At 71.5% G+C, this 23,061-nt stretch carries 18 protein-coding genes; 4 read left to right on the top strand and 14 right to left on the bottom strand.

What is annotated here, in order from left to right:
- Positions 1-46: 46 nt before the first annotated feature.
- The 8 genes from ACIQCZ_RS09285 to hrcA form a co-directional block, all read right to left on the bottom strand.
- Positions 47-955: a ribonuclease Z gene (locus ACIQCZ_RS09285; RefSeq protein WP_402280933.1), complete on the bottom strand. Its 909-nt coding sequence runs from the start codon at positions 953-955 to the stop codon at positions 47-49.
- Between the two features lie 18 nt (positions 956-973).
- On the bottom strand, positions 974-1,333 hold the full coding sequence (locus ACIQCZ_RS09280) for a histidine triad nucleotide-binding protein (protein WP_351079093.1): 360 nt from the start codon (positions 1,331-1,333) through the stop codon (positions 974-976).
- A gap of 137 nt (positions 1,334-1,470) precedes the next feature.
- Positions 1,471-4,737 carry a S41 family peptidase gene (locus ACIQCZ_RS09275; protein ID WP_402280931.1) on the bottom strand — a complete coding sequence of 1,089 codons (3,267 nt, stop codon included), beginning with the start codon at positions 4,735-4,737 and terminating at the stop codon, positions 1,471-1,473.
- A gap of 80 nt (positions 4,738-4,817) precedes the next feature.
- Positions 4,818-5,348, bottom strand: a complete 531-nt coding sequence (locus tag ACIQCZ_RS09270; RefSeq protein WP_402280930.1) for a hypothetical protein — start codon at positions 5,346-5,348, stop codon at positions 4,818-4,820.
- Between the two features lie 99 nt (positions 5,349-5,447).
- Complete coding sequence (locus ACIQCZ_RS09265) at positions 5,448-6,194, bottom strand: 16S rRNA (uracil(1498)-N(3))-methyltransferase (protein WP_402280928.1); 747 nt, start codon at positions 6,192-6,194, stop codon at positions 5,448-5,450.
- Positions 6,191-7,267 carry a nitronate monooxygenase gene (locus tag ACIQCZ_RS09260; RefSeq protein WP_402280926.1) on the bottom strand — a complete coding sequence of 359 codons (1,077 nt, stop codon included), beginning with the start codon at positions 7,265-7,267 and terminating at the stop codon, positions 6,191-6,193. The genes ACIQCZ_RS09265 and ACIQCZ_RS09260 overlap by 4 nt, the downstream gene beginning before the upstream one ends.
- 124 nt (positions 7,268-7,391) lie before the next feature.
- Positions 7,392-8,528 (bottom strand): molecular chaperone DnaJ, encoded by a 1,137-nt coding sequence (gene dnaJ / locus ACIQCZ_RS09255; protein WP_402280924.1) that lies wholly within the window; start codon positions 8,526-8,528, stop codon positions 7,392-7,394.
- Positions 8,529-9,545 carry a heat-inducible transcriptional repressor HrcA gene (gene hrcA, locus ACIQCZ_RS09250; protein ID WP_376210749.1) on the bottom strand — a complete coding sequence of 339 codons (1,017 nt, stop codon included), beginning with the start codon at positions 9,543-9,545 and terminating at the stop codon, positions 8,529-8,531.
- A 197-nt stretch (positions 9,546-9,742) separates the two neighbouring features.
- On the opposite strand from hrcA, the gene ACIQCZ_RS09245 reads away from it, so the two are divergent.
- Together ACIQCZ_RS09245 and ACIQCZ_RS09240 are read left to right on the top strand one after the other, a co-directional pair.
- Positions 9,743-10,465: an MBL fold metallo-hydrolase gene (locus ACIQCZ_RS09245; RefSeq protein ID WP_402280922.1), complete on the top strand. Its 723-nt coding sequence runs from the start codon at positions 9,743-9,745 to the stop codon at positions 10,463-10,465.
- Between the two features lie 25 nt (positions 10,466-10,490).
- Positions 10,491-11,312 carry a DUF3097 domain-containing protein gene (locus ACIQCZ_RS09240; RefSeq protein WP_402280920.1) on the top strand — a complete coding sequence of 274 codons (822 nt, stop codon included), beginning with the start codon at positions 10,491-10,493 and terminating at the stop codon, positions 11,310-11,312.
- A 63-nt stretch (positions 11,313-11,375) separates the two neighbouring features.
- On the opposite strand, the gene hemW is transcribed toward ACIQCZ_RS09240, so the two are convergent.
- From hemW to lepA, 4 genes are all read right to left on the bottom strand, one after another.
- Complete coding sequence (gene hemW / locus ACIQCZ_RS09235) at positions 11,376-12,608, bottom strand: radical SAM family heme chaperone HemW (RefSeq protein WP_402280918.1); 1,233 nt, start codon at positions 12,606-12,608, stop codon at positions 11,376-11,378.
- A 162-nt stretch (positions 12,609-12,770) separates the two neighbouring features.
- Positions 12,771-14,699 (bottom strand): SpoIIE family protein phosphatase, encoded by a 1,929-nt coding sequence (locus tag ACIQCZ_RS09230; protein WP_402281268.1) that lies wholly within the window; start codon positions 14,697-14,699, stop codon positions 12,771-12,773.
- A gap of 266 nt (positions 14,700-14,965) precedes the next feature.
- The gene (locus tag ACIQCZ_RS09225) at positions 14,966-16,855 is read right to left on the bottom strand and encodes an AMP-dependent synthetase/ligase (RefSeq protein ID WP_402280917.1); all 1,890 of its coding nucleotides are present in this window, start codon (positions 16,853-16,855) and stop codon (positions 14,966-14,968) included.
- A gap of 334 nt (positions 16,856-17,189) precedes the next feature.
- On the bottom strand, positions 17,190-19,064 hold the full coding sequence (gene lepA / locus ACIQCZ_RS09220) for a translation elongation factor 4 (RefSeq protein ID WP_402280916.1): 1,875 nt from the start codon (positions 19,062-19,064) through the stop codon (positions 17,190-17,192).
- Positions 19,065-19,280: 216 nt separating this feature from the next.
- On the opposite strand from lepA, the gene rpsT reads away from it, so the two are divergent.
- Positions 19,281-19,547: a 30S ribosomal protein S20 gene (gene rpsT / locus ACIQCZ_RS09215; protein WP_124717766.1), complete on the top strand. Its 267-nt coding sequence runs from the start codon at positions 19,281-19,283 to the stop codon at positions 19,545-19,547.
- A gap of 331 nt (positions 19,548-19,878) precedes the next feature.
- Here rpsT and holA read toward each other — a convergent pair whose 3' ends face one another.
- The gene (gene holA, locus ACIQCZ_RS09210; RefSeq protein WP_402280915.1) at positions 19,879-20,865 is read right to left on the bottom strand and encodes a DNA polymerase III subunit delta; all 987 of its coding nucleotides are present in this window, start codon (positions 20,863-20,865) and stop codon (positions 19,879-19,881) included.
- Positions 20,866-21,156: 291 nt separating this feature from the next.
- On the opposite strand from holA, the gene ACIQCZ_RS09205 reads away from it, so the two are divergent.
- A complete protein-coding gene (locus ACIQCZ_RS09205; protein ID WP_351079066.1) occupies positions 21,157-21,402 on the top strand; it encodes a hypothetical protein in 246 nt (81 codons plus the stop codon).
- A gap of 210 nt (positions 21,403-21,612) precedes the next feature.
- On the opposite strand, the gene ACIQCZ_RS09200 is transcribed toward ACIQCZ_RS09205, so the two are convergent.
- Entirely contained in the window at positions 21,613-22,497 is an 885-nt protein-coding gene (locus ACIQCZ_RS09200) for a YceI family protein (RefSeq protein ID WP_402280913.1), read from the bottom strand.
- Positions 22,498-23,061: the final 564 nt, after the last annotated feature.

Raw genomic sequence — 23,061 nt, 5'->3', positions numbered from 1 at the left:
TGCCGGTGGACACCCGTGTCCAGAGGTGGCGGGGCGGCGCCCTGTTTCAGGGGCGCCGGGTGGGCACGGGAACCCGGCCGAGGTCGCGGGCGACGGTCAGTTCGCCCTCGAACCCCGCGGCGCGGGCCTGCGCCTCGAAGACGGCCGGGTCGTCGTAGCGCTGCGAGAAGTGGGTCAGCACGAGGTGCCGTACGCCCGCTTCCCGGGCCACCCGGCCCGCCTGGCCGGCGGTCAGGTGGCCGTGGTCGGTGGCGAGTCGTTCGTCCTCGTCGAGGAAGGTCGACTCGATGACCAGCAGATCGCATCCCTCGGCCAGGACGTACACGCCGTCGCAGAGCCTCGTGTCCATGATGAACGCGAACCGCTGGCCGCGCCTGCGCTCGGAGACGTCGGCGAGCGTGACACCGCCGAGAGAACCCTCGCGCTGGATCCGGCCGACGTCGGGCCCCTTGATGCCGTGCTCGGCGAGTCTGGCCGGCAGCATGCGGCGCCCGTCGGGTTCGACCAGCCGGTAGCCGTACGACTCGACGGGGTGCGAGAGCCGGTGGCTGCTGAGCGTGTACGCGTCCGTGGTTGCGAGCACCCCGTCGGCCGCGACCGGGGCCTCGGTCAGCTCGACGGACTCGCGGTAGGCGGTCGCGTAGCGCAGCCGCTCGAAGAAGCGCTGTCCGCTCGCCGGGTAGTGCGCGGTGACCGGGTGCGGGACCTGGTCGAGGTTGATCCGCTGGATCACCCCGGCCAGGCCGAGCGAGTGGTCGCCGTGGAAGTGCGTGACGCAGATCCGGTCGATGTCGTGCGCGGCGACGCCGGCCCGCAGCATCTGGCGCTGGGTCCCCTCACCCGGGTCGAAGAGGATGCCCTCGCCGTCCCAGCGCAGCAGATAGCCGTTGTGGTTGCGGTGTCTGGTCGGGACCTGGCTGGCGGTGCCGAGGACCACGAGTTCGCGTACGGACACGGTGTGCGATCGACCGTTCTAGCCGGGGGGCCACTGCAGTCCGCGGCCGCCCAGGACGTGGGCGTGCGCGTGGAAGACGGTCTGGCCGGCGCCGGATCCGGTGTTGAAGACGACCCGGTAGCCGGTGTCCACGATCTTCTCGTCGGCAGCCACGTGTCCGGCCTCGCGCAGTACGTCGGCGGCGATTCCCGGCTCGGCTGCGGCGAGGGCGGCGGCGTCCGGGTGGTGGACGCGGGGGATGACGAGCACGTGGGTGGGGGCCTGAGGGTTTATGTCCCGGAAGGCGACGGTGGTGTCGGTCTCCCGGACGATGGTTGCCGGGATGTCACCCGAGACGATCTTGCAGAACAGGCAGTCGGGCTGCGGTTCTCCCGCCATGGGGTCGGCTCCTCGGTCGGTGGTGATCGTTGTACGGCATGGTATCGGGGCGCCGGCGGCGGGCTCGTCCCCCGTACCGGGAAGGGGCGGCGGGGGCCGACCCGCCGACCGCACCCGCCCCCTCCCGCGTCCACCCCCTACATCCCCGGCGGCTCCGGCGCCCGCTTCGCCGGCGTCCGGGCCAGCGACTCCAACGCGATCCGGATCGCCTCGTCCAGTTGCGGATCGCGCCCCGCCGCATGGTCCTGCGGCGTCACCACGACCTCGACATCGGGATCGACCCCGTGGTTCTCCACGCCCCAGCCGTAACCCTCGAACCAGAACGCGTACTTGGGCTGAGTGACCGACGTCCCGTCGACGAGCTTGTAGCGGCTGTCGATGCCGACCACTCCGCCCCAGGTGCGCGTACCCACCACCGGCCCGATGCGCAGCGCCTTGATCGCGGCGTTCACGATGTCGCCGTCCGAGCCGGAGAACTCGTCGGCGACGGCCACCACGGGGCCGCGCGGCGCGTCCTCCGGGTAGCTGTACGGCCGCATCCCGCGCGGCATGTCCCAGCCGACGATGCGCCGGGCGAGCTTCTCCACGATCAGCTGCGAGGTGTGGCCGCCACGGTTCTCGCGGACGTCCACGACCAGCCCCTCGCGGGCCACTTCGAGGCGCAGATCGCGGTGGAGCTGGGCCCAGCCCGAGCCGACCATGTCGGGCACATGGAGGTAGCCGAGGCGCCCGCCGGAGTGCTCGTGGACGTAGGCCCGCCGGCCGGCGACCCACGCGTGGTAGCGCAGCGCCTCCTCGTCGGCGACCGGCACGACGACGACATGGCGCGGGTAGCCCCCGTCCACCGGAGACACGGTCAGCTCGACCGGCTTGCCGGCCGAACCGGTGAGCAGTGGTCCGGGTCCGGTCAGCGGGTCGACCGGCTGCCCGTCGACGGCGAGGATCGTGTCCCCGACGCGCACCGCCACCCCGGGTGCGGTCAGCGGCGACCGGGCCGCCGGGTCGGAGGTCTCGGAGGGCAGGATGCGGTCGATGCGCCAACTCCCCTCTTCCGTACGGGAGATATCAGCGCCGAGCTGCCCCTGCCGGGTCGAGTCGTCGCGCCATCCGCCGGGCGGTGTCACATAGGCGTGCGAGGTGCCGAGCTCCCCCTGCACCTCCCACAGCAGGTCCACCAGGTCGTCGTGGGTGGCGACGCGCTCCAGCACCGGGCGGTAGCGGTCCAGGACCCCGTCCCAGTCGACACCGCCCATGTCGGGACGCCAGAAGTTGTCCCGCATGATGCGCCCGGCCTCGTCGTACATCTGACGCCACTCGGCGGCCGGGTCGAGGATCCGGCGGATCCGGGAGAGGTCGACGGTGACGCTGCTGTCGCCGTCGTGGTCGTCGTCACCGGCCGGTACGCGGCTGTCGGACGGCACGACGCGCAGCTTGCCCCGGGTTCGCAGGACGATCCGCTTGCCGTCGCCGCTGACCTCGAAACCGCCGACGTCCGAGGCGAGTTCCTCCAAGCGCAGCTTCTCCAGGTCGTACCGTTCCAGGACGGTCTCGGGCCGCCGGGAGTCGGGCGTGGCACCGCTCGTCCCGAGCACCCCGGTCACCGGGTGGCTCAGCCACAGCAGCCCGTCCCTGGCGGCCCGCAGCGTGGAGTAGCTGGCGGCCTCGACGGGCAGCGGCACGATCCGCTCGGCGAGTCCTTCGAGGTCGATCCGGGTGACGGGCAGCGCGGTCGGGTTGTCCTCGCCGTCGCCGCCCTTCTCCTTCTCGGTCGGGCGGCCGTGGCGCTGCGGCCCGAACGGGGAGGGCGTGGTGGCGGCGAGCGTCAGCAGATGCGGACGGCAGGCGCCGATGAACGCCAGATCGAAGACGTGGGCGTCGTAGACCGGGTCGAAGGACCGCTCGGAGAGGAACGCGAGGTGCTTGCCGTCGGTGGTGAACGCGGGGGCGAAGTCCCGGAAACGCAGCGGGGTGGCCTCGGCGACGGACAGATCCGCCAGGTGCGCCAGCTTGAGCTGTCTGAGCGGATCGGGTCCGGGGTGCGACCAGGCCAGCCAGGAGGAGTCGGGGGAGAAGACGAGCCCGGAGACGTCGCCGTGCTCGCTGCGGTCCACCTCGTGGACCTCACCGCTCTCCCGCTCGACGATCAGCACCCGTCCGTCGTGCGCGGCGACGGCGAACCGGCTGCCGTCCGGTGCCGCGGCGAGGTCGAGGACCCTGCCGATACGGCCCGCGGCGAGGCGACGCGGCACGGCGCCCGGTGCGGTGCCGGTGGCGGGGGCGCACTCCAGGGCGTCGTCGCCCTCGGCGTCGGTGACCCAGACGGCGTGCTGGTCGCCGTCCGCCTGGAAGGCGCGGGGCACCCTGGCCCGTACCCCCGGTTCGACGGCGAGCGCGCGGGCCGGGCCCTCGCGGTGGGTGACCCAGTGGACGGCACCGCGCGTCCCGACGGCACTGCCGCGTCCCGTACGGTCCGGGGACGCGGAGTCGAGGTGGCTGCCCGCGTGCACGGGGTGCGGCTGGAGGTCGGCGCGCTGGCCGCCGAGCCGGATGTCGAGGCGGCGGGGTTCGGCTCCTTCGAGGTCGTCCAGCAGCCAGAGTTCACCGGCGGAGGCGTAGCAGACGCGGGTGCCGTCGGTGGTCGCGTGACGGGCGTAGAAGCCTTCGATGCCGGTGTGGCGGCGCAGGTCCGAACCGTCGGGGAGCGAGGAGTAGAGCGCACCGACCCCTTCGTGGTCGGAGAGGAACGCGACCCGTTGCGACGCGCCCGACTCCGGCCGGCCGGCAAGGGCCCCGCCACCCACCCACATCGGGGCCTCGATGTTCCCGTCGAGGTCCTCGTGCAGCCGTACGAACTCCGCCGGGCCGTCGCCCGCGTCCTGTGCCGCGATCCACAACTTGCCCGCGGTGCCGCCCCGGTAGCGCTTCCAGGTGGCGGCCTCGCGCCCCATCGTGGCCGAGAGCAGCAGGATCCGTCCGCCGGGCCCGTACGCGAGGGAGCCGACCGGCCCGTACGGCAGGGTCCGCGCGGGACCGCCGTCGACCGGGACGGCCCTGGCCCAGCTGCGCCGCATCGACGCCTGCCCCTGGGCGCTGATGACCAGTACGTCGCCCTCGGGCGTCCAGCCGCGGACGGAGGTCCGGGCGTCGCCCCAGTACGTGAGCCGCTCGGAGGGACCGCCGTCGACCGGCGCGATGTGCACCTCCGGGGCACCGTCCCGGGTGGACGTCCAGGCGACCCGGGTTCCGTCGGGAGATATCCGCGGGTTGGTGACCGGTCGGTTGTCGGCGCTGGCACGCCAGGCCCGGCCGCCGTCCAGCGGCGCCAGCCAGACATCGTCCTCGGCGGTGAAGGCGATCAAATCGCCCTGGACATGGGGGTATCGGAGGTAGGCAGGCTGCGTCACACCGGTCAGCCTAGGCCGCGGGCGTGCTCCGCGGAACCGAGTTGGCCGGAGTCCACCGGGTGGCCGGACGCCGGGAGCGATCACTTGCCCCGGGGCGCCTCGGTCACCGTGACCGTCACGGTGACCGTCGGCCGGGCGCCGCCGTTGCCGCCGCCGAGGAGCGGGTTCACGGCAACGGGCGACGGGACGGCGTTGCAGTTGCCGAGCACATCCGCCCGGAAGACGACCTTCCCTGCGGCCTTCCCGGTCAGGTCCCCACGGACACACCGCCCGTCGAGCGCCTGGGTCACCTGGCCGGCGATCGTGATGGCCTTGCCCGCGCCGGTCCGCCCGGTGCAGTCGACGTCCGCGATCCCGCGCGCGGCGGAGGGCGACGCGCCCCCGATCCGGTCCCCCACGACGTCGGCCGTACAGCTCAGCCACTGGACATCGACCCCGTTGCGCTCCAGGGCGCTGGTGCCGGTCCGGTCGGTGGTCACGGCGATGGATGCGGAGTTCAGCCCGCCCACGGGTTCACAGGCCACAACGCCTGCGACCGCCGCGCCCGCGAGTGCGGACGCGGCCAGAAAACGACGGATACTTCCCTGGCACCATGCCCTTGATGTCCCCATACGGGCAGCTTCCCACCGTTCCCCCGCGGGGCGGTAGACGGCTTGCGGCCACACGGGGGGTGGCTCCGGCGCACGAAAGGGGGCTCGGACGAGGCGGTGTCACGACCAGCGGCCGGTGCGCCCCAGCAGCAGTGCCGTTGCCGCCGTGCCCGCCGTCGAGGTGCGCAGGACGCTCGTTCCGAGCCGGCAGATCCGGGCGCCCGCCGCGGCGAAGGCCTCCAGTTCGTCCGGTGAGACCCCGCCCTCGGGGCCGACGACCAGCACGATCTCGCCCTGGGTGGGGAGTTGGGCGGTGGCCAGCGGCTCACTGTCGTACCCCCGCTCCTCGTGCAGGACGGCGGCGAAGTCCGCCGTGGCCACGAGCGCGGCAACCTGTCTGGTCGTCAGTGCGTCCGCGACCTCGGGAAAGCGGACCCGGCGCGACTGCTTGCCCGCCTCCCGGGCGGTGTTGCGCCATTTCGCCAGGGACTTGAGGCCGCGGTCGCCCTTCCACTGCGTGATGCAGCGCGATGCCTGCCAGGGCACGATCGCGTCGACACCGGTCTCCGTCATCGTCTCGACGGCGACCTCGCCGCGGTCGCCCTTGGGCAGGGCCTGGACGACGGTGATACGGGGTGCGGGCCGGGGCTCCTCGTGAACGGCCACCAGGTCGGTGACCACGAGCCGGTCCTTCCCCTCTGCGGCCCTGACGACGCCCTCCGTCCAACGGCCGTGGCCGTCCGTCAGCACGACGTCCTCACCCGCGCGCAGCCGCTTCACCGAAACGGCGTGGCGGCCCTCGGCCCCTTCCAGGACGAACTCGGGCCCGTCGGGAACCTGTTCGACGACGAAGACCGGTGCGGTCACTGCGTACTCCCTGTGCTCACTGCCGTCCGTGCGGCGTCCAGTTCTTCGGCGAGCAGGCCGACCAGCCGGCCGGCGGGCAGCTCGCGTGCCATCCGATGTCCCTGCCCCGCCCACAGCGCCATGCCCTGGGCGTCCCCTGCCCGGGCCGCCGCCTGGCGCAGCCCGGCGGTCAGATGGTGGACCTGCGGGTAGGCGGCCGGGGCGTACGGACCGTGCTCACGCATGAAACGGTTGACCAGGCCCCGGGCCGGGCGGCCGGAGAACGCCCGGGTCAGCGCGGTCCGTACGAACAGCGGGTTGGTCAGTGCCTGCTTGTGCAGCAGATGCGCCCCGGACTCGGGGCAGACGAGGAAGGCCGTGCCGAACTGCGCCGCCTCCGCGCCCGCGGCCAGCACCGCGGCGATCTGGGATCCGCGCATCAGCCCGCCCGTGGCGATGATCGGCAGCTGTACCGTCTCGCGGACCTGGGCCACCAGGGAGAGCAGTCCTATCCCGGTGCCGTCGGTCTGCGGGTCGTCCCGGTGGGTGGACTGGTGGCCGCCCGCCTCCGTGCCCTGGACACAGACCGCGTCGGCGCCCGCCCACTGGGCGGCCTGGGCCTCCTCGGGCGTGGTGACCGTCACAACCGTGTACGTGCCGACTCCGGCGAACGCGTCGAGGGTGTCGCGGGTCGGGCAGCCGAAGGTGAAGGAGACGGCCGGGACCGGGTCCTCCAGAAGAATGGCGAGCTTGGCCTCGTAGCCGTCGTCGCCGCCGCTGGAGTCCGGGTCGCCGAGCGGGGTCTCGTACCAGGCGGCCTCACCGGCGAGCTGGTGCCGGTACACCTCGACGGCGCTCGGGTCGGCGAGCCCAGGCTGCGGCATGAAGAGATTGACGCCGAAGGGCTGACCGGTCAGCCCGCGCAGCTGTTTGATCTCGTTGTACATGCCATCCGCGGTCTTGTACCCGGCGGCGAGGAAACCCAGCCCGCCCGCTTCGGCGACGGCGGCGACGAGCTGCGGACAGGACGCGCCACCCGCCATCGGGGCCTGCACGATCGGATACCGGCAGAGATCGGTCAACACGGATGACATGACCGCATCGTGTCACGTCCCGCGCGCCTCGGCGTGCGCGGCCTGCGGTCCATTTTGCCCTTAAACGCCGGACGGGCTCGGCGAGCGAGCCCGTCCGGCGGTCAGGAACGGTGAGCGGGGACCGTCAGCGGCCGTTGAAGGCGTCCTTCAGCCGGGAGAAGAGCCCCTGCTGTCCGGGCTGGAACTGGCCGGTGGGCCGCTCCTCGCCCCGCATCTTCGCCAGGTCCCGCAGCAGTCGCTCCTGCTCCGGGTCCAGCTTCGTCGGGGTCATCACCTCGACGTGCACGATCAGATCGCCGCGCCCGCCGCCGCGCAGATGCGTGATGCCGCGTCCGTGCAACGGGACGGACTGACCGGACTGGGTGCCGGGCCTGATGTCGACCTCCTCCAGTCCGTCGAGCGTCTCCAGCGGCACCTTGGTGCCGAGCGCGCCCGCCGTCATGGGGATGGTGACCGTGCAGTGCAGATCGTCGCCGCGGCGCTGGAACACCGGGTGCGGCAGCTCGTGGATCTCCACGTAGAGATCGCCGGCCGGACCGCCGCCGGGGCCGACCTCGCCCTCGCCCGCGAGCTGGATGCGCGTGCCGTTGTCGACGCCTGCGGGGATCTTCACGGTGAGTGTGCGCCGCGAGCGGATGCGGCCGTCGCCGGCGCACTCCGGGCAGGGGGTCGGCACGACCGTGCCGAAGCCCTGGCACTGCGGGCAGGGCCGCGAGGTCATGACCTGGCCCAGGAAGGACCGGGTGACCTGGGAGACCTCACCGCGGCCACGGCACATGTCACAGGTCTGGGCGGAGGTGCCGGGCGCGGCGCCCTCGCCGCTGCAGGTCGCGCAGACGACGGCCGTGTCGACCTGGATGTCCTTGGTGGTGCCGAACGCGGCCTCCGCCAGATCGATCTCCAGCCGGATCATCGCGTCCTGGCCGCGCCGGGTGCGCGAACGGGGCCCGCGCTGCGACGACGTACCGAAGAACGCGTCCATGATGTCGGAGAAGTTGCCGAAGCCGCCCTGCCCGAATCCGCCCGCGCCACCGCCGCCGGAGGCGGACAGCGGGTCGCCGCCGAGGTCGTAGACCTGCTTCTTCTGCGGGTCCGACAGCACCTCGTAGGCGGCGTTGATCTCCTTGAACCGCTCCTGGGTCTTCGGATCGGGGTTCACATCCGGATGCAGCTCACGGGCGAGCCTCCGGAATGCCTTCTTGATCTCGTCCTGAGATGCGTCGCGGCGCACGCCGAGTACGGCGTAGTAGTCCGTGGCCACTTACGACTCCGCCAGGATCTGTCCGACGTAACGTGCCACTGCGCGTACCGCTCCCATCGTTCCGGGGTAGTCCATGCGGGTCGGTCCGACCACGCCGAGTTTGGCGACTGCCTCGTCGCCCGAACCGTAGCCGACCGCGACGACGGACGTGGAGTTGAGCCCCTCGTGGGCGTTCTCGTGCCCGATCCGTACGGTCATGCCCGAGTCCTTGGCCTCGCCGAGCAGCTTCAGCAGCACGACCTGCTCCTCCAATGCCTCCAGCACCGGCCGGATCATCACGGGGAAGTCGTGCCCGAACCGGGTGAGGTTGGAGGTGCCGCCGATCATCAGCCGCTCCTCCGTCTCCTCGACGAGGGTTTCGAGCAGGGTGGAGAGCACGGTGGACACGGTTCCCCGGTCCTCGCTCTCGAAGGATTCCGGCAGGTCCTGCACCAGTTGCGGGACGTCCGTGAAACGGCGTCCGACGACCCGGCTGTTGAGCCGGGCCCGCAGATCGGCGAGAGAGGTCTCACCGAACGGGGCGGGGCAGTCGATCATGCGCTGTTCGACCCGGCCGGTGTCCGTGATCAGCACGAGCATCAGCCGGGCGGACGCCAGCGAGAGCAGCTCCACATGCCGCACCGTGGACCGGGTCAGCGAGGGGTACTGCACGATGGCGACCTGCCGGGTCAGCTGCGCGAGCAGCCGAACGGTGCGGCCCACGACGTCGTCGAGGTCGACCGCGCCGTCGAGGAAGTTGTGAATGGCGCGACGTTCCGGCGACGAGAGGGGCTTGACGCCCGCGAGCTTGTCGACGAAGAGCCGGTAGCCCTTGTCCGTCGGGATGCGTCCCGCGCTGGTGTGGGGCTGGGCGATGAAGCCCTCGTCCTCCAGCACCGCCATGTCGTTGCGGACGGTGGCCGGGGAGACCCCCAGCTTGTGCCGCTCGGTGAGCGCCTTGGAGCCGACGGGCTCCTCGGTGCCGACATAGTCCTGGACGATGGCGCGCAGCACTTCGAGTCTGCGTTCGCTGAGCATCGCGCACACCTCCAGCTGTGTTTCCTCGGTGGTTCTCGGACCGTTCCTGTTTCTTTCCCAGGAATCCTCCTGGCACTCTGTCGATGTGAGTGCCAGCAATCCCCCGGCCAGTGTACGGCGGACGAGTGGGGGCCTAGCAAGGGCGACCGGCCACCCTGCCGCGAGACCGTGCAGGTCTTTGCGGATAGCGTCGCGGTATGAACGCCTCTTGGGAAGAGTTCGGCTGGGAGCGACTCGGTCACGGAGTGGGCCGGCGGCGGCTTCCCGGGTGGGATGCGACGGTCGCACTGGTGGCCGGGACGGACGGCGCGCTGCTCTACGACACCGGATCGACGCTGCGCGAGGGGGCGCAGGTGCGGGCCCAGGCACAGGCCCTGCTGGGCCGGAGGGTGACGCATATCGCACTCAGCCACCCCCATTTCGACCATGTACTGGGCACCGCGGCGTTCTCCGGCGCCCAGGTGTACGGAGCGGTCGGCATGGCCGGACTCCTGAAGCGCGGGGCGGACGAGCTGTGCGCCGACGCGGTGCGCCACGGGGTGCCCGAGCACGACGCGGCGGAGGCCGCCGGTGTGCTGGTGGCGCCGCACCACGAGGTGTGCGGCGAGTGGACCCTCGATCTGGGCGGCGGCCGTCAGGTGCTGCTGGCGAACGTGGGCCCCGCCCACAGCGGCCACGATCTGGTGGCGCTCGTCCCCGGCTCCCCGACGGTGGTGCTCTGCGGCGACCTGGTCGAGGAGTCCGGCGAACCGCAGGCGGGCCGGGACGCGATGCCCTCCCGCTGGCCGGCCGCGCTGGACCGGCTGCTGGCGCTCGGCGGCGAGGACGCGGTGTACGTCCCGGGGCACGGGGCGGTGGTGGACGCGGCGTTCGTCAGGGCCCAGCGCGACCGGCTGGCCGCCCTCTTCGGCGTGTCGTGAGGTGTTGTCGTCCTATCGTCATCCGATGCGCAGCTACCAGCCGGACCTGACCCCGCCGTGGAAGAGGTCCGCCCCCGTTCCCGAGGTCCCCGCCGAGCCCGACCTGGTCGTGGAGGAGGTCTCCACCGGATTCTGCGGTGCGGTGATCCGCTGTGAGAAGACGGCCCAGGGTCCGACCGTGACTCTGGAGGACCGTTTCGGCAAGCACCGGGTGTTCCCGATGGAGCCGCGCGGCTTCCTGCTGGAGGGCCGGCTGGTCACGCTGGTACGCCCGTCGGCCGCCGGTCCTGTGCGCCCCACACGCACGGCCTCGGGGTCGGTCGCGGTCCCCGGCGCGCGCGCCCGGGTGGCACGGGCGGGCCGGATCTATGTGGAGGGCCGCCACGACGCGGAGCTGGTCGAGCGGGTCTGGGGCGACGACCTGCGGATCGAGGGCGTGGTCGTCGAGTACCTGGAGGGCATCGACGACCTTCCCGCCATCGTGCGCGAGTTCTCCCCCGGCCCGGACGCCAGGCTCGGCGTCCTGGTCGACCACCTGGTTCCCGGCTCCAAGGAGTCCCGGATCGCGGACCGGGTCTCGGACGCGGACGTACTGGTGGTCGGCCACCCCTACATCGACGTGTGGGAGGCGGTGAAGCCGTCGTCCGTGGGCATTCCCGCATGGCCGGTGGTGCCGCGCGGCCAGGACTGGAAGACGGGCGTGTGCCGCTCGCTGGGCTGGCCGGAGAACACGGGGGCGGCCTGGCAGCGGATCCTTTCCACGGTGCGCTCGTACCGGGACCTGGAGCCGGCGCTGCTGGGCTCGGTGGAGCATCTGATCGACTTCGTGACGGCGCCGCCCGAGTAGCTTCTCCGGCGGCGGCGGCCGGGGGCCGGGGGCCGGGGGCGGAGTCCGCCCCGCTCCCGCCCCTCAGTCCACCAGGTCCCGCACCACCGCGTCCGCCAGCAACCGCCCGCGCAGGGTGAGCACCGCCCGCCCCGCCCCGTACGGCCCGCGTTCCAGCAGCCCGTCGTCCACCGCCCGCCCCGCCGCGGCCAGCCCCGCCGGTGCCAGCAGCGACAGCGGGCAGCCGTCCACGAGCCGCAGCTCCAACAGGATCCGCTCGACCCGGCGGTCCTCCGCGGAGAGGATCTCGCGCCCGGCGCCGGGCGACCGCCCCTCGGCCAGGGCCTGCGCGTACGCCCCCGGATGCTTGACGTTCCACCAGCGCACCCCGCCGACATGGCTGTGCGCCCCGGGACCGGCGCCCCACCAGTCGGCGCCGCGCCAGTACAGCTCGTTGTGCAGGCAGCGGCCCTCGGGCGTACGGGCCCAGTTCGACACCTCGTACCAGGAGAAGCCCGCCGCGGCCATGGCCTCGTCCGCGATCAGGTACCGGTCCGCGTGGGCGTCGTCATCGGTCATCGGGATCTCGCCGCGCCGGATGCGGCGGGCCAGCTGCGTACCCTCCTCGACGATCAGCGCGTACGCCGACACATGGTCCGGCCCCGCTCCGATCGCCGCGTCCAGCGAGGCCCGCCAGTCGTCGTCGGACTCCCCGGGCGTGCCGTAGATCAGGTCGAGGTTGATGTGCTCGAAGCCCGCCTCCCGCGCCTCGGCGACACACGCCTCGGGCCGTCCCGGCGTGTGCGTACGGTCCAGGATCTTCAGCACATGCTGCCGCGCGCTCTGCATCCCGAACGAGATCCGGTTGAAGCCGCCCTCCCGCAGCTCGGACAGATACGCCGGACCGACGGACTCCGGATTGGCCTCGGTGGTGATCTCGGCATCGTCCGCCAGCCCGAACTCCTCGCGGATCGCTCCCAGCATCCGCACCAGGTCCGCGGCGGCCAGCAGGGTCGGCGTACCACCGCCGACGAAGACCGTACGGACCGGACGCGGATCGTCGCCCAGGACCTTGCGGGCCTGGCGGACCTCGTCGATCAGATGGGCCGCGTAATTGTCGCGGGAAGCCAGGGCACCGCCGGAGCCGCGCAGCTCGGTGGCGGTGTAGGTGTTGAAGTCGCAGTAGCCGCAGCGGGTCGCGCAGTAGGGCACATGCAGGTAGAAGCCGAGCGGCCGGTCGGCAGCGCCTTCCAGGGCATGGCGGGGCAGCGCCCCGTCGTCGGGTACGGGTTCACCATCGGGCAGTACGGAAGGCATACCGCCCATTGTCGCTCGCCGCCCGGAAACCTCCGAGCCACGCCCGTGATCAGGGAACGACAGCGTGCACGGACCGCACGGCTCCCTCGGCGACCGCGCCGTCCCGCCCCGCCCGTCCCCTCGTCCTGCCCCTGCTCTCCCCTCGTCCGCTCGTTCTCGTCCTCACCCCGCCTGGAGCACCAGCAGGGCCAGATCGTCATCGGGCGGCCGCTCGGCGAATTCGTGCACGGCCCGCTTGATCCGGTCCGCGATCCCGTCCGCCGACAGGCCGGCACAGTCGGCGAGTGCGAGGGCCAGGCCGTCCCCGTCGTCGAACATGAGCGGCCCGCAGCGCCGCTCCGTCACGCCGTCCGTGACGCACAGCAGGCTGTCGCCGGGCGCCAGGTCGAAGCTCTGGCTCTCGTACGCGACGTCGTCGAAGATCCCGAGCAGCATCTGGGGCTCGGCGGCCGGGCGCACCTCGCCGTCGGGCCGCAGCAGCAGCGGCAGCGGGTGGCCCGCGCTGGCGAGGGTGCAATGCACGCCGCCGTCGGGCAGCGGCACGAGTTCTCCGTACAGCAGGGAGAGGAAGCGGGACTGTCCGGTGTCCGCCGTCTGCTGGCCGCCCGCCGCGGCCACCATGAGCGCGGCCGCCTCGGCGGCCTCCATCGCATCGTCGAGGAGCAGCCGGTTGAGCCGGTCGAGCACCTCGCCGACGCCGAATCCCTCACGGGCCAGCAGCCGGAGCCAGGGCCGGGCGAGGCCGGTGACGACGGCGGCTTCCGGGCCGCTGCCCTGGACGTCGCCGAGGACGAAGCACCAGCGGTCGCCGGGGCACGGGAAGATGTCGTAGAAGTCGCCGCCGACGACCCCGTCGTCGCTGGGTTCGTAGACCAGGGAGCTGGTGACGCCCGGTATGTCGGCCACCTTGCCGGGCAGCAGCGCGCGTTGCAGGATGCGGCTGATGGTGGCCTGCCGGGTGTAGGCGCGGGCGGCGCCCACGGCGAGGCCGACGCGGCGCACGAAGTCCTCGATCAGGGCCGTCACTTCGTCGGGGACACGTGCCAGCCCCTCCCGGCCCAGGAGCACGGCGCCGAGTGTCCGACCGCCCGAGGTGATCCGGTAGGCGAGGGCGGACCCGGCGGCATGTCCGTCGGATTCACCGTCCTCCTCGCCACCCGGCCAGGGCATGGAGACGGGTCCGGTGCCCACCCGCTCGGGCAGCCGGATCGGGCCCTGTTCCAGCGCCGCGCGCAGCGGCCCGGTCTCGGCCTCGTCCCGGTGCCAGACGCTGGCGAGCCGGGGGACGGCCGAGGGACCGCCGTTCTCGGGCTCCAGCCAGACCGCGCACCAGTCGGCGAGTCTGGGCACCAGTAACTGTCCGGCCAGCGCCGCCACGATGTCCTCGTCGAGCTGGCCGGCGAGCAGGTCCGACGCCTCGGCCAGGAACGACAGCGCGCCGCGGCCGGCCCAGTCCGCGTCGTCGCGCAGTGCCCGCCGGGCGGTGGGGGCGAGCAGTTCGGCGGCGCGCAGCCCCTGCTGGAAGCCCGGGTCGTCGGACGATCCGGGGAACGGGTTCCAGTCGTCGACGGGGAGGCGCGCCCAGACGGTCTTGAGGCCGGTGCGGTAGGTGATGCCCCAGCGCTCGGCGAGGGTGCCGACGAGCTGGAGCCCGCGACCGTACTCGGCGGGCCCGTCGGAGACGGTGAGGACCCCGTCCTGCGTCACGTCCGTCGTGCCGCCGTCGTCCTCCTTGCGTTCGCTGCGCACGGCACGGGCCGGGTGGTGGTCGGAGACCTCCAGCACCAGGGCCGCCGCCTCGTCCTCGGTGGTCCCCTCCAGTCGGCAGAGCAGCTCGACGTTGGTACCGGCGTGCACGACCGCGTTGGTGACGAGTTCGCTGACGACGACCTCCGCGTCATCGGCCAGGCGCTCGCTGAAGCCCACGGCCGCCGGCAGTCCGAGTCCGGTCCACTCGGTCAGAGCGGCCCGCACGAAGCGACGGCCGGCGGAGGGTGCGAGGAGGTTTCCGGGCAGGGACGTACGGGCGACCGGGCGTGCGTCCGCATGGTCGGCGGTGGTACCGGGACGCTGAACTATGTCCCGCTGCAAGGGAATGGGCCCCACGGTGCGGCTCCTGACCTGTTCTCGCTCTGTCTGTTCTCGTTCTGTCTGTTTCTCGCTGGGCGCCGCTGACGACACCGACAGAGTGACAGATGGACCATGCCCATAAGCGACGAGTTGCCGAAGTGAGCAGAGAAAGTGAGCGAAGAGGAACCGAGGCAGCCGCACCGTGCGACCGGTCCGCGAGGACCGGCTCCGAGGGGTGTCCCGTGATCCCTGTCGTCGCGCGCCCGCCAGGGGTTGCGGGACAGTTCTCAGGCCTCGCGGGACCCCACGTACATGTCGTCGATGAGGTCCTTGTACTCACGCTCCACGACCGGCCGCTTCAGCTTCAGACTGGGCGTCAGTTCGCCGTGCTCGATGTCGAGATCGCGGGGCAGCAGCCGGAACTTCTTGATGGTCTGCCAGCGCTGCAGCCCCTCGTTGAGCCGTCTCACGTAGCCCCCGATCAGCTCGACGACCTGTGCGGAGGCCACCACTTCGGCGTACGGTTTCCCGCCCAGGCCGTTCTCGGCGGCCCAGCCGAGGATGGCCGGCTCGTCGAGCGCGATCAGGGCGGTGCAGAAGTTGCGGTCCGCACCGTGCACCAGGATGTTGGAGACGAACGGGCAGACCGCCTTGAACCGCCCCTCGACCTCCGCCGGGGCGATGTACTTGCCGCCGGACGTCTTGATCAGGTCCTTCTTGCGGTCGGTGATCCGGAGATAGCCGTCCACGGACAGCTCTCCGATGTCGCCGGTGTGGAACCAGCCGTCCGCCTCCAGCACTTCGGCGGTCTTCTCCGGCAGCCCCTGGTAGCCCTCCATCAGGCCGGGGCCGCGCAGCAGGATCTCGCCGTCGTCTGCGATCCGTACCTCGGTGCCGGGGAGGGGCTTGCCGACGGTGCCGGTGCGGTAGGCCTCGCCCGGGTTGACGAAGGAGGCGGCGCTGGTCTCCGTGAGGCCGTAGCCCTCCAGGATGTGGATGCCGGCACCCGAGAAGAAGTGGCCGATGTCGGGGGCGAGAGCCGCGGAACCGGAGATGCAGGCGCGCAGCCGCCCGCCGAAGGCCTCGCGGATCTTGGCGAAGACGAGGGTGTCGGCGACCTTGTGCTTGGCACCGAGTGCGAACGGGACGGAGGCCGTGCCGGTGCGCCGGAAGTTGTCCTGCGAGACCACCGCGTACTCGCGGGCGACCCCGGCCGCCCACTGGAAGATCTTGTACTTGGCCCCGCCACCGGCCCGCGCCTTGGCGGCGACACCGTTGTAGACCTTCTCGAAGATCCGGGGGACGGCGGCCATGTACGTCGGCTGGACCACCGGCAGATTCTCGATGATCTTGTCGACCCGGCCGTCGACGGCGGTGACGTGGCCGACCTCGATCTGGCCCGAGGTGAGGACCTTGCCGAAGACGTGCGCGAGCGGCAGCCAGAGGTACTGGACGTCGTCCTTGTTGATCATGCCGGTCGCCACGGTGGCCTTGGCCATGTACGACCAGTTGTCGTGCGGCAGGCGCACGCCCTTGGGGCGGCCGGTGGTGCCCGAGGTGTAGATCAGCGTGGCGAGCTGGTCGGCCGTGATGGCGGCGACCCGCTCCTCGACCGCGTCGGGGTGCTTCGCCAGGTGCTCGGCGCCGCGGGCCTCCAGATCGGCGAGGGTCAGGACCCAGCCCTCCGGGTCGCCCTCGGCGGGTCCGGCGCCCTCGGGGTCGATGACGACGACATGGGCGAGGTTCGGCAGCTCCGCGCGCCGCTCACGGGCCTTGGCCAGCTGGCCGGCGTTCTCGGCGATCAGCACCCGGCTCTCGGAGTCGGAGAGGATGAACGCCGACTCCTCGGCGTTGGTCGACGGGTAGATCGTGGTGGTGGCGGCGCCCGCGCACATCACACCGAGGTCGACGAGAATCCATTCCACCCGGGTTCCGGCCGCGAGCGCGACGCGCTCCTCCGGCCGCACACCCAGATCGATCAGCCCGGCCGCGACCGCGTACACCCGCTCGGCGGCCTGCGCCCAGCTCAGCGACTTCCACTCGTCGGGCCCCTCGCCGGTGGCCGCGGGGACGGGGTAGCGGTAGGCCTCCTCGTCCGGAGTGGCCGCCACGCGGTCGACGAAGAGGTTCGCCACGGAGGGCGGTCGGTTCTCGATCAAGGTCTGTGTGTCGCTCACGACATCCTCCGGGCCTGCGGCAGTGCTTCACGACCGGCTGCTGGTTGCTGCTTGTTCCTACGAGTGTTCCTGTGTACGTCCGTGTACTCGGCGGTACGCCTGTGTTCGGTCCTGCGGTGCTCGGTCCCGCTTGTTTAACTGGCGAGTAACTACGAGGCCGTGATCAGGGTAGAGCGCCCGCGTCCGCGGCGTAAGGGGCAATGGGCCGCCGCTTCATAACGAACGGGCCCCTGTGTCGCGGCGCGGTGCGACACAGGGGCCCGTCGGGCCACCACCGGGTGGGGGCGGGGGCGGAGCCGGGGCTCCGGGGAACTCCTCGGCCCCGCGGGGGACGCTACTTCTTGCCCTTGCCGTCCCCGCCCGACTCGTCCGTCGACAGCACGGCGATGAAGGCCTCCTGCGGCACCTCCACATTGCCGACCATCTTCATCCGCTTCTTGCCTTCCTTCTGCTTCTCCAGCAGCTTCCGCTTACGGGAGATGTCACCGCCGTAGCACTTGGCGAGAACGTCCTTGCGGATGGCGCGGACCGTCTCGCGGGCGATGACCCGGGAGCCGATGGCCGCCTGGATCGGCACCTCGAAGTTCTGCCGCGGGATCAGCTCGCGCAGCTTGGCGACGAGCCGCACACCGTAGGCGTACGCCTTGTCCTTGTGCGTGACCGCGGAGAACGCGTCGACCTTGTCGCCGTGCAGCAGGATGTCGACCTTGACGAGCTGGGCGGACTGCTCGCCGGTGGGCTCGTAGTCGAGGGAGGCGTAACCCCGCGTCTTGGACTTCAGCTGGTCGAAGAAGTCGAAGACGATCTCGGCGAGCGGCAGGGTGTAGCGGATCTCGACCCGGTCCTCGGACAGGTAGTCCATGCCGAGCAGGGTGCCGCGCCGGTTCTGGCAGAGCTCCATGATCGCGCCGATGAACTCGCTGGGGGCCAGGACCGTGGCGCGCACGACGGGCTCGTGCACCTTGTCGATCTTGCCTTCGGGGAATTCGCTCGGGTTGGTGACGGTGTGCTCGGTGCCGTCCTCCATCTCGACGCGGTAGACCACGTTGGGGGCGGTGGCGATGAGTTCGAGACCGAACTCGCGCTCCAGCCGCTCGCGGATGACGTCGAGGTGGAGCAGACCGAGGAAGCCGACGCGGAAGCCGAAACCGAGAGCGGCGGAGGTCTCCGGCTCGTACACCAGGGCGGCGTCGTTGAGCTGGAGCTTGTCGAGCGCCTCGCGCAGGTCCGGGTAGTCCGAGCCGTCCAGCGGGTACAGGCCCGAGAACACCATCGGCTTGGGGTCCTTGTAGCCGCCCAGCGCCTCGGTCGCGCCCTTGTTCAGGGAGGTGATGGTGTCACCGACCTTGGACTGCCGGACGTCCTTCACCCCGGTGATGATGTAGCCCACCTCACCCACACCGAGCCCGTCGGCCGGGGTCATCTCCGGGGAGGAGACACCGATCTCCAGCAGCTCATGGGTGGCGCCGGTCGACATCATCCTGATGCGCTCGCGCTTGTTGAGCTGGCCGTCGACGACACGGACGTACGTGACCACGCCTCGGTACGAGTCGTAGACCGAGTCGAAGATCATCGCGCGGGCGGGGGCGTCGGCCTTGCCGACCGGGGCCGGGACGTCCTTGACCACGCGGTCGAGCAGCGCCTCCACACCGAGGCCGGTCTTCGCCGAGACCTTGAGCACGTCCTCCGGCTGGCAGCCGATGAGGTTCGCCAGTTCCTCGGAGAACTTCTCCGGCTGCGCGGCAGGCAGGTCGATCTTGTTGAGCACCGGGACGATGGTGAGGTCGTTCTCCATCGCCAGGTAGAGGTTGGCCAGGGTCTGGGCCTCGATGCCCTGCGCGGCGTCGACCAGCAGGATCGTGCCCTCGCAGGCGGCGAGCGAACGGGAGACCTCGTAGGTGAAGTCCACGTGGCCCGGGGTGTCGATCATGTTGAGGACATGGGTACGGCCCTGGTCCTCACCCGTTTCGGGCGCCCAGGGCAGTCGAACCGCCTGGGACTTGATGGTGATGCCGCGCTCGCGCTCGATGTCCATCCGGTCGAGGTACTGGGCGCGCATCTGCCGCTGGTCGACCACGCCCGTCAGCTGAAGCATCCGGTCGGCAAGGGTCGACTTGCCGTGGTCGATGTGCGCGATGATGCAGAAGTTGCGGATCAGCGCCGGGTCGGTACGGCTCGGCTCGGGCACGTTGGTAGGAGTCGCGGGCACGCAGGGTCCTGATTCTTGAGACGCCGAACGCCGTGTCTCGGGTCGATGTCGGTTCGGTCGGATCGATACGTAGCCTCCATCGTCCCATGGTTGCGGGGCGAAGACCGGTTTGGGCCGGTCGGAGCGGTGCTGGTACCGTTGACAGCTGTGCCTCGCGACTCTCCTGGGCCGTGGGGCGCACATCGAAGATCCAACGAACCTGAAAAGGCTCTTTTCGTGGCGAACATCAAGTCCCAGATCAAGCGGAACAAGACGAACGAGAAGGCGCGCCTGCGCAACAAGGCCGTCAAGTCCTCGCTCAAGACCGCTATCCGCAAGGCCCGTGAGGCTGCCGCCGCCGGTGACGTCGAGAAGGCCACCACGGCCGCTCGCGACGCCTCCCGCGCGCTCGACAAGGCCGTCTCGAAGGGTGTCATCCACAAGAACGCCGCCGCCAACAAGAAGTCGGCGCTGGCCTCCAAGGTTGCCTCCCTCCAGGGCTGAGCTTTTCTGATGTAACCGCCGGAACGGACCAGCGGGCCCTCTCTCCCGTCCCTGCCCGGCCCCCGCGCCGCACACCGAACCTGCGTTCGCCACGCGGGTGCGGCGCACCAAGCGTGAACCGAAGGCCCCGATCTCCGCTCTCCCCCAGAGCGAGACCGGGGCCTTCGGCGTACGGGGTCCCGGTCCGGCCCGCCATCGATCAGTGGGCGGGGTGAACCACCGCGTCCGTCCGTACGGCACCGAGCGACGCCGGCCCGCGCCGGTCGGGACGACCGCGTCAGCCAGGCCCGCGCCCGGTCTTCGGCGGACGACGGCGGTTCGACGACACGACCTACCGCCCCGACCGGGCCGCCCGCGCCACCGCGACCACGGCCTTCTCCAACGCGTACTCGGGGTCGTCGCCGCCCCCCTTGACGCCCGCGTCCGCATCGGCGACCGCCCGTAGCGCCACCGCCACGCCGTCCGGCGTCCAGCCGCGCATCTGCTGGCGCACCCGGTCGATCTTCCACGGAGGCATGCCCAGCTCACGCGCGAGGTCGGCGGGCCGGCCCCCGCGCGCCGACGACAGCTTGCCGATCGCGCGTACGCCCTGTGCCAGCGCACTGGTGATCAGTACGGGCGCCACCCCGGTCGACAGCGACCAGCGCAAGGCTTCCAACGCCTCCGCCGCCCGACCCTCCACCGCCCGGTCGGCGACCGTGAAGCTCGAAGCCTCCGCACGGCCCGTGTAGTAGCGGGCCACGACCGCCTCGTCGATCGTGCCCTCGACATCCGCGACGAGCTGCGAGACAGCGCTGGCCAGCTCCCGCAGATCGCTGCCGATGGAGTCGACCAGCGCCTGGCACGCCTCGGGGGTCGCCGAGCGCCCCAGCGCCCGGAACTCCGACCGTACGAACGAGAGTCGCTCGGCCGGCTTCGTCGTCTTCGGACACGCGACCTCCCGCGCCCCGGCCTTGCGCGCCGCGTCCAGCAGCCCCTTGCCCTTGGCGCCGCCGGCGTGCAGCAGCACGAGAGTGATCTCCTCGACCGGATCGCCCAGGTACGCCTTGACGTCCTTGACCGTGTCGGCGGAGAGGTCCTGCGCGTTGCGCACGATCACCACTTTGCGCTCGGCGAAGAGCGACGGACTCGTCAGCTCCGCGAGGGTGCCGGGCTGGAGCTGGTCGGAGGCGAGGTCGCGGACGTCCGTGTCGGGATCGGAGGCGCGGGCCGCCGCCACCACCTGCTGCACGGCACGGTCGAGGAGCAGGTCCTCCTGTCCCACGGCGAGCGTGACGGGGGCGAGCGGGTCGTCGGTGGAATTCTTTCTGGTGGCCATCGCAGTCCAGCATCCCATGGGGCACTGACAGCCACCGGACTCCCTTGCCCGACCCGTCCCCGGCACGAAGCGCCGCACGACGCCGGAGGAGAACCCCGCCGCCACGGAACTCGCACCGGCCCCGGACGACCTGCGACGCCCGGACACCGCACTGCCGCCTTCGGCGGTCGCCGGTACCCGTGCCCCGAGAGCGTCATGCACATGAACGGCCGTCGGGCGCCCGGCGCCACCCTCCCGGCGAGGCCGTGCCGGTCGGACCGCACGGTGTACGCCGTACGGGAGAATGAGCAGGTGAGCGATGTGAGACATGTGCTGGTGCTGCCCGACCGCGAGGCCGCCGAGGAGGTGGCCGGGGAACTCGCCGACCGTTTCGGGGTGCCCGAGGAGCCTCAACTCGTACGCGACGCGCTGGCGGGCGAGGACGATGCCGAGGACGCCCAGTGGCTGGTGGTCGTGGAGGACCCGGCGGGGCGGCTGGACGCCTCGGCACTGGACGCGTTCGCCGCGGAGTACGAGGGCTGGCTCGAAGCCCCTTAGGGCGCGTATCGAAAGTCCCGCCTGCCAGGCGGCGTCCGGCACGCACGCTCGCTGCGTTGCCGGGCTCGCCCCGATACGACCGGTATCGGGGCGACCCTCCGCCTTGCGATCGCACGCACGAGACGCCGCTTGGCCCGCCCTGCGGGCGGACGACGCTCCTTTCGAAACACGCCCTGGACGTCGTCCTGGGCAGGCGCCGGGTACCTCCGCTCAGCTCTTGGGGACGATCTGGATGTCCATGTCGATGGAGATGCTGGAGCCGACGGCCGCGATGCCGCGTGCCAGCATGGTCTGCCAGGTGAGGGTGAAGTCCTCGCGGTGCAGTTCCGTGGTGGCCCGGCAGGCGGCGCGGGTCTCGCCCTCCAGGCCGTTGCCCAGACCGAGGTACTGGGTGTCCAGCGTGACCGTGCGGCTGACGCCGTGCAGTGTGAGCGCGCCGGTCACGCCCCAGCGGGTACCGCCGCGGTGGACGAAACGGTCGCTGTAGAACTCGAGCGTCGGGTAGCGGCCCACATCGAGGAAGTCGCTGGAGCGCAGGTGGTCGTCGCGCATCTGGACGTTCGTGTCGATCGACGCGGCGTCGATGACCACGTGCATCGCCGAGTCCTCCATGCGGTCGGCGATCCGGATGGCCCCGGCGAAGGTGTTGAACCGGCCGTGGATGCGCGCCATGCCGATGTGCCGGGCCGTGAAGCCGATCTGCGAGTGCATCGGCTCGACCTCCCACTCGCCCGGATCGGGCAGTTGCGGGGGCGTGGACAGTTGCAGGGTCACATCGCCGAGGCTCGCGTGGCCGCCCTCGACGACCGTGGCCGCGCCGTGGAACGGAGTGAAGCCCTCAGCCGTGACGGCCAGTCGGTACTCACCGGCGGGGACTGTGGCGAGGACGCTGCCGTACGGGTCCGTCTCACCGCCGACGACCTTGCGGCCCGCGCCGTCCGTGATGACGAACTCGGCCTGCGGCACCATCTCGTTGACCGGGTCCAGCACTCGGCAACTGAGCACTCCGGCGGTGCGCGGCACCTCAAGTCCGGAGAGGGCGTTGCCGCGCGCGGCACCCGCCGCTCCCTTGTTTCCCAGCCAACGACCGAACATCTTCCACCAACCCCCGGGGGCGATTCACCTTGGGGCCTGGCGGCTGGACGTCCTCGTCAAAGCAGCGGCCCACCGACGAGCATGCATTCGATCACTCTTGTGGCGTTCGAGGCAAACAGAGCGGCTCGCAGGAGCTTGAGTAGAGGTGTTACCGAAGGTCCGAATTGGCCGTTCCGGCTGTGTGCGTCACCGGTCCGTCGCGTCCCGCCGGTGCTGCGGCCGGAAGGATCCGCCGGGTGGCTCGCGGCGTCCGGTGCGGTGCGACGCACGGCGGAGGAGGAAGTCATGGCGGCGCCATGGCGGCCGACGGCGAAGCGGCGAGGCGTGGTGCCGGGGCACGCGAGCCCGGCGCGATCCGAACGAGATCGGGCGACGCCTTCGCGACAAAGCCGAACCGGGATCTGCGGGGCCGCACCACGTGGGTCCACCTCCGTTTCACCCCGTACGCGGTCAAGACGTGGCGGGAGGAGAACGAACCGGCCGGGCGGGACCTCATGGCCGTCGGGGTCCGGCTCGCCCGAGCCGCGGCGACCGCACGCCTGCACGCCTGCACGGCCTCACGCG

The organism is Streptomyces sp. NPDC093149 (genome assembly GCF_044754145.1).
Taxonomy (GTDB): domain Bacteria; phylum Actinomycetota; class Actinomycetes; order Streptomycetales; family Streptomycetaceae; genus Streptomyces.
The sequence above is the reverse complement of the archived record's forward strand: the minus strand, read 5'-3'. Positions and strand labels throughout refer to the sequence as shown.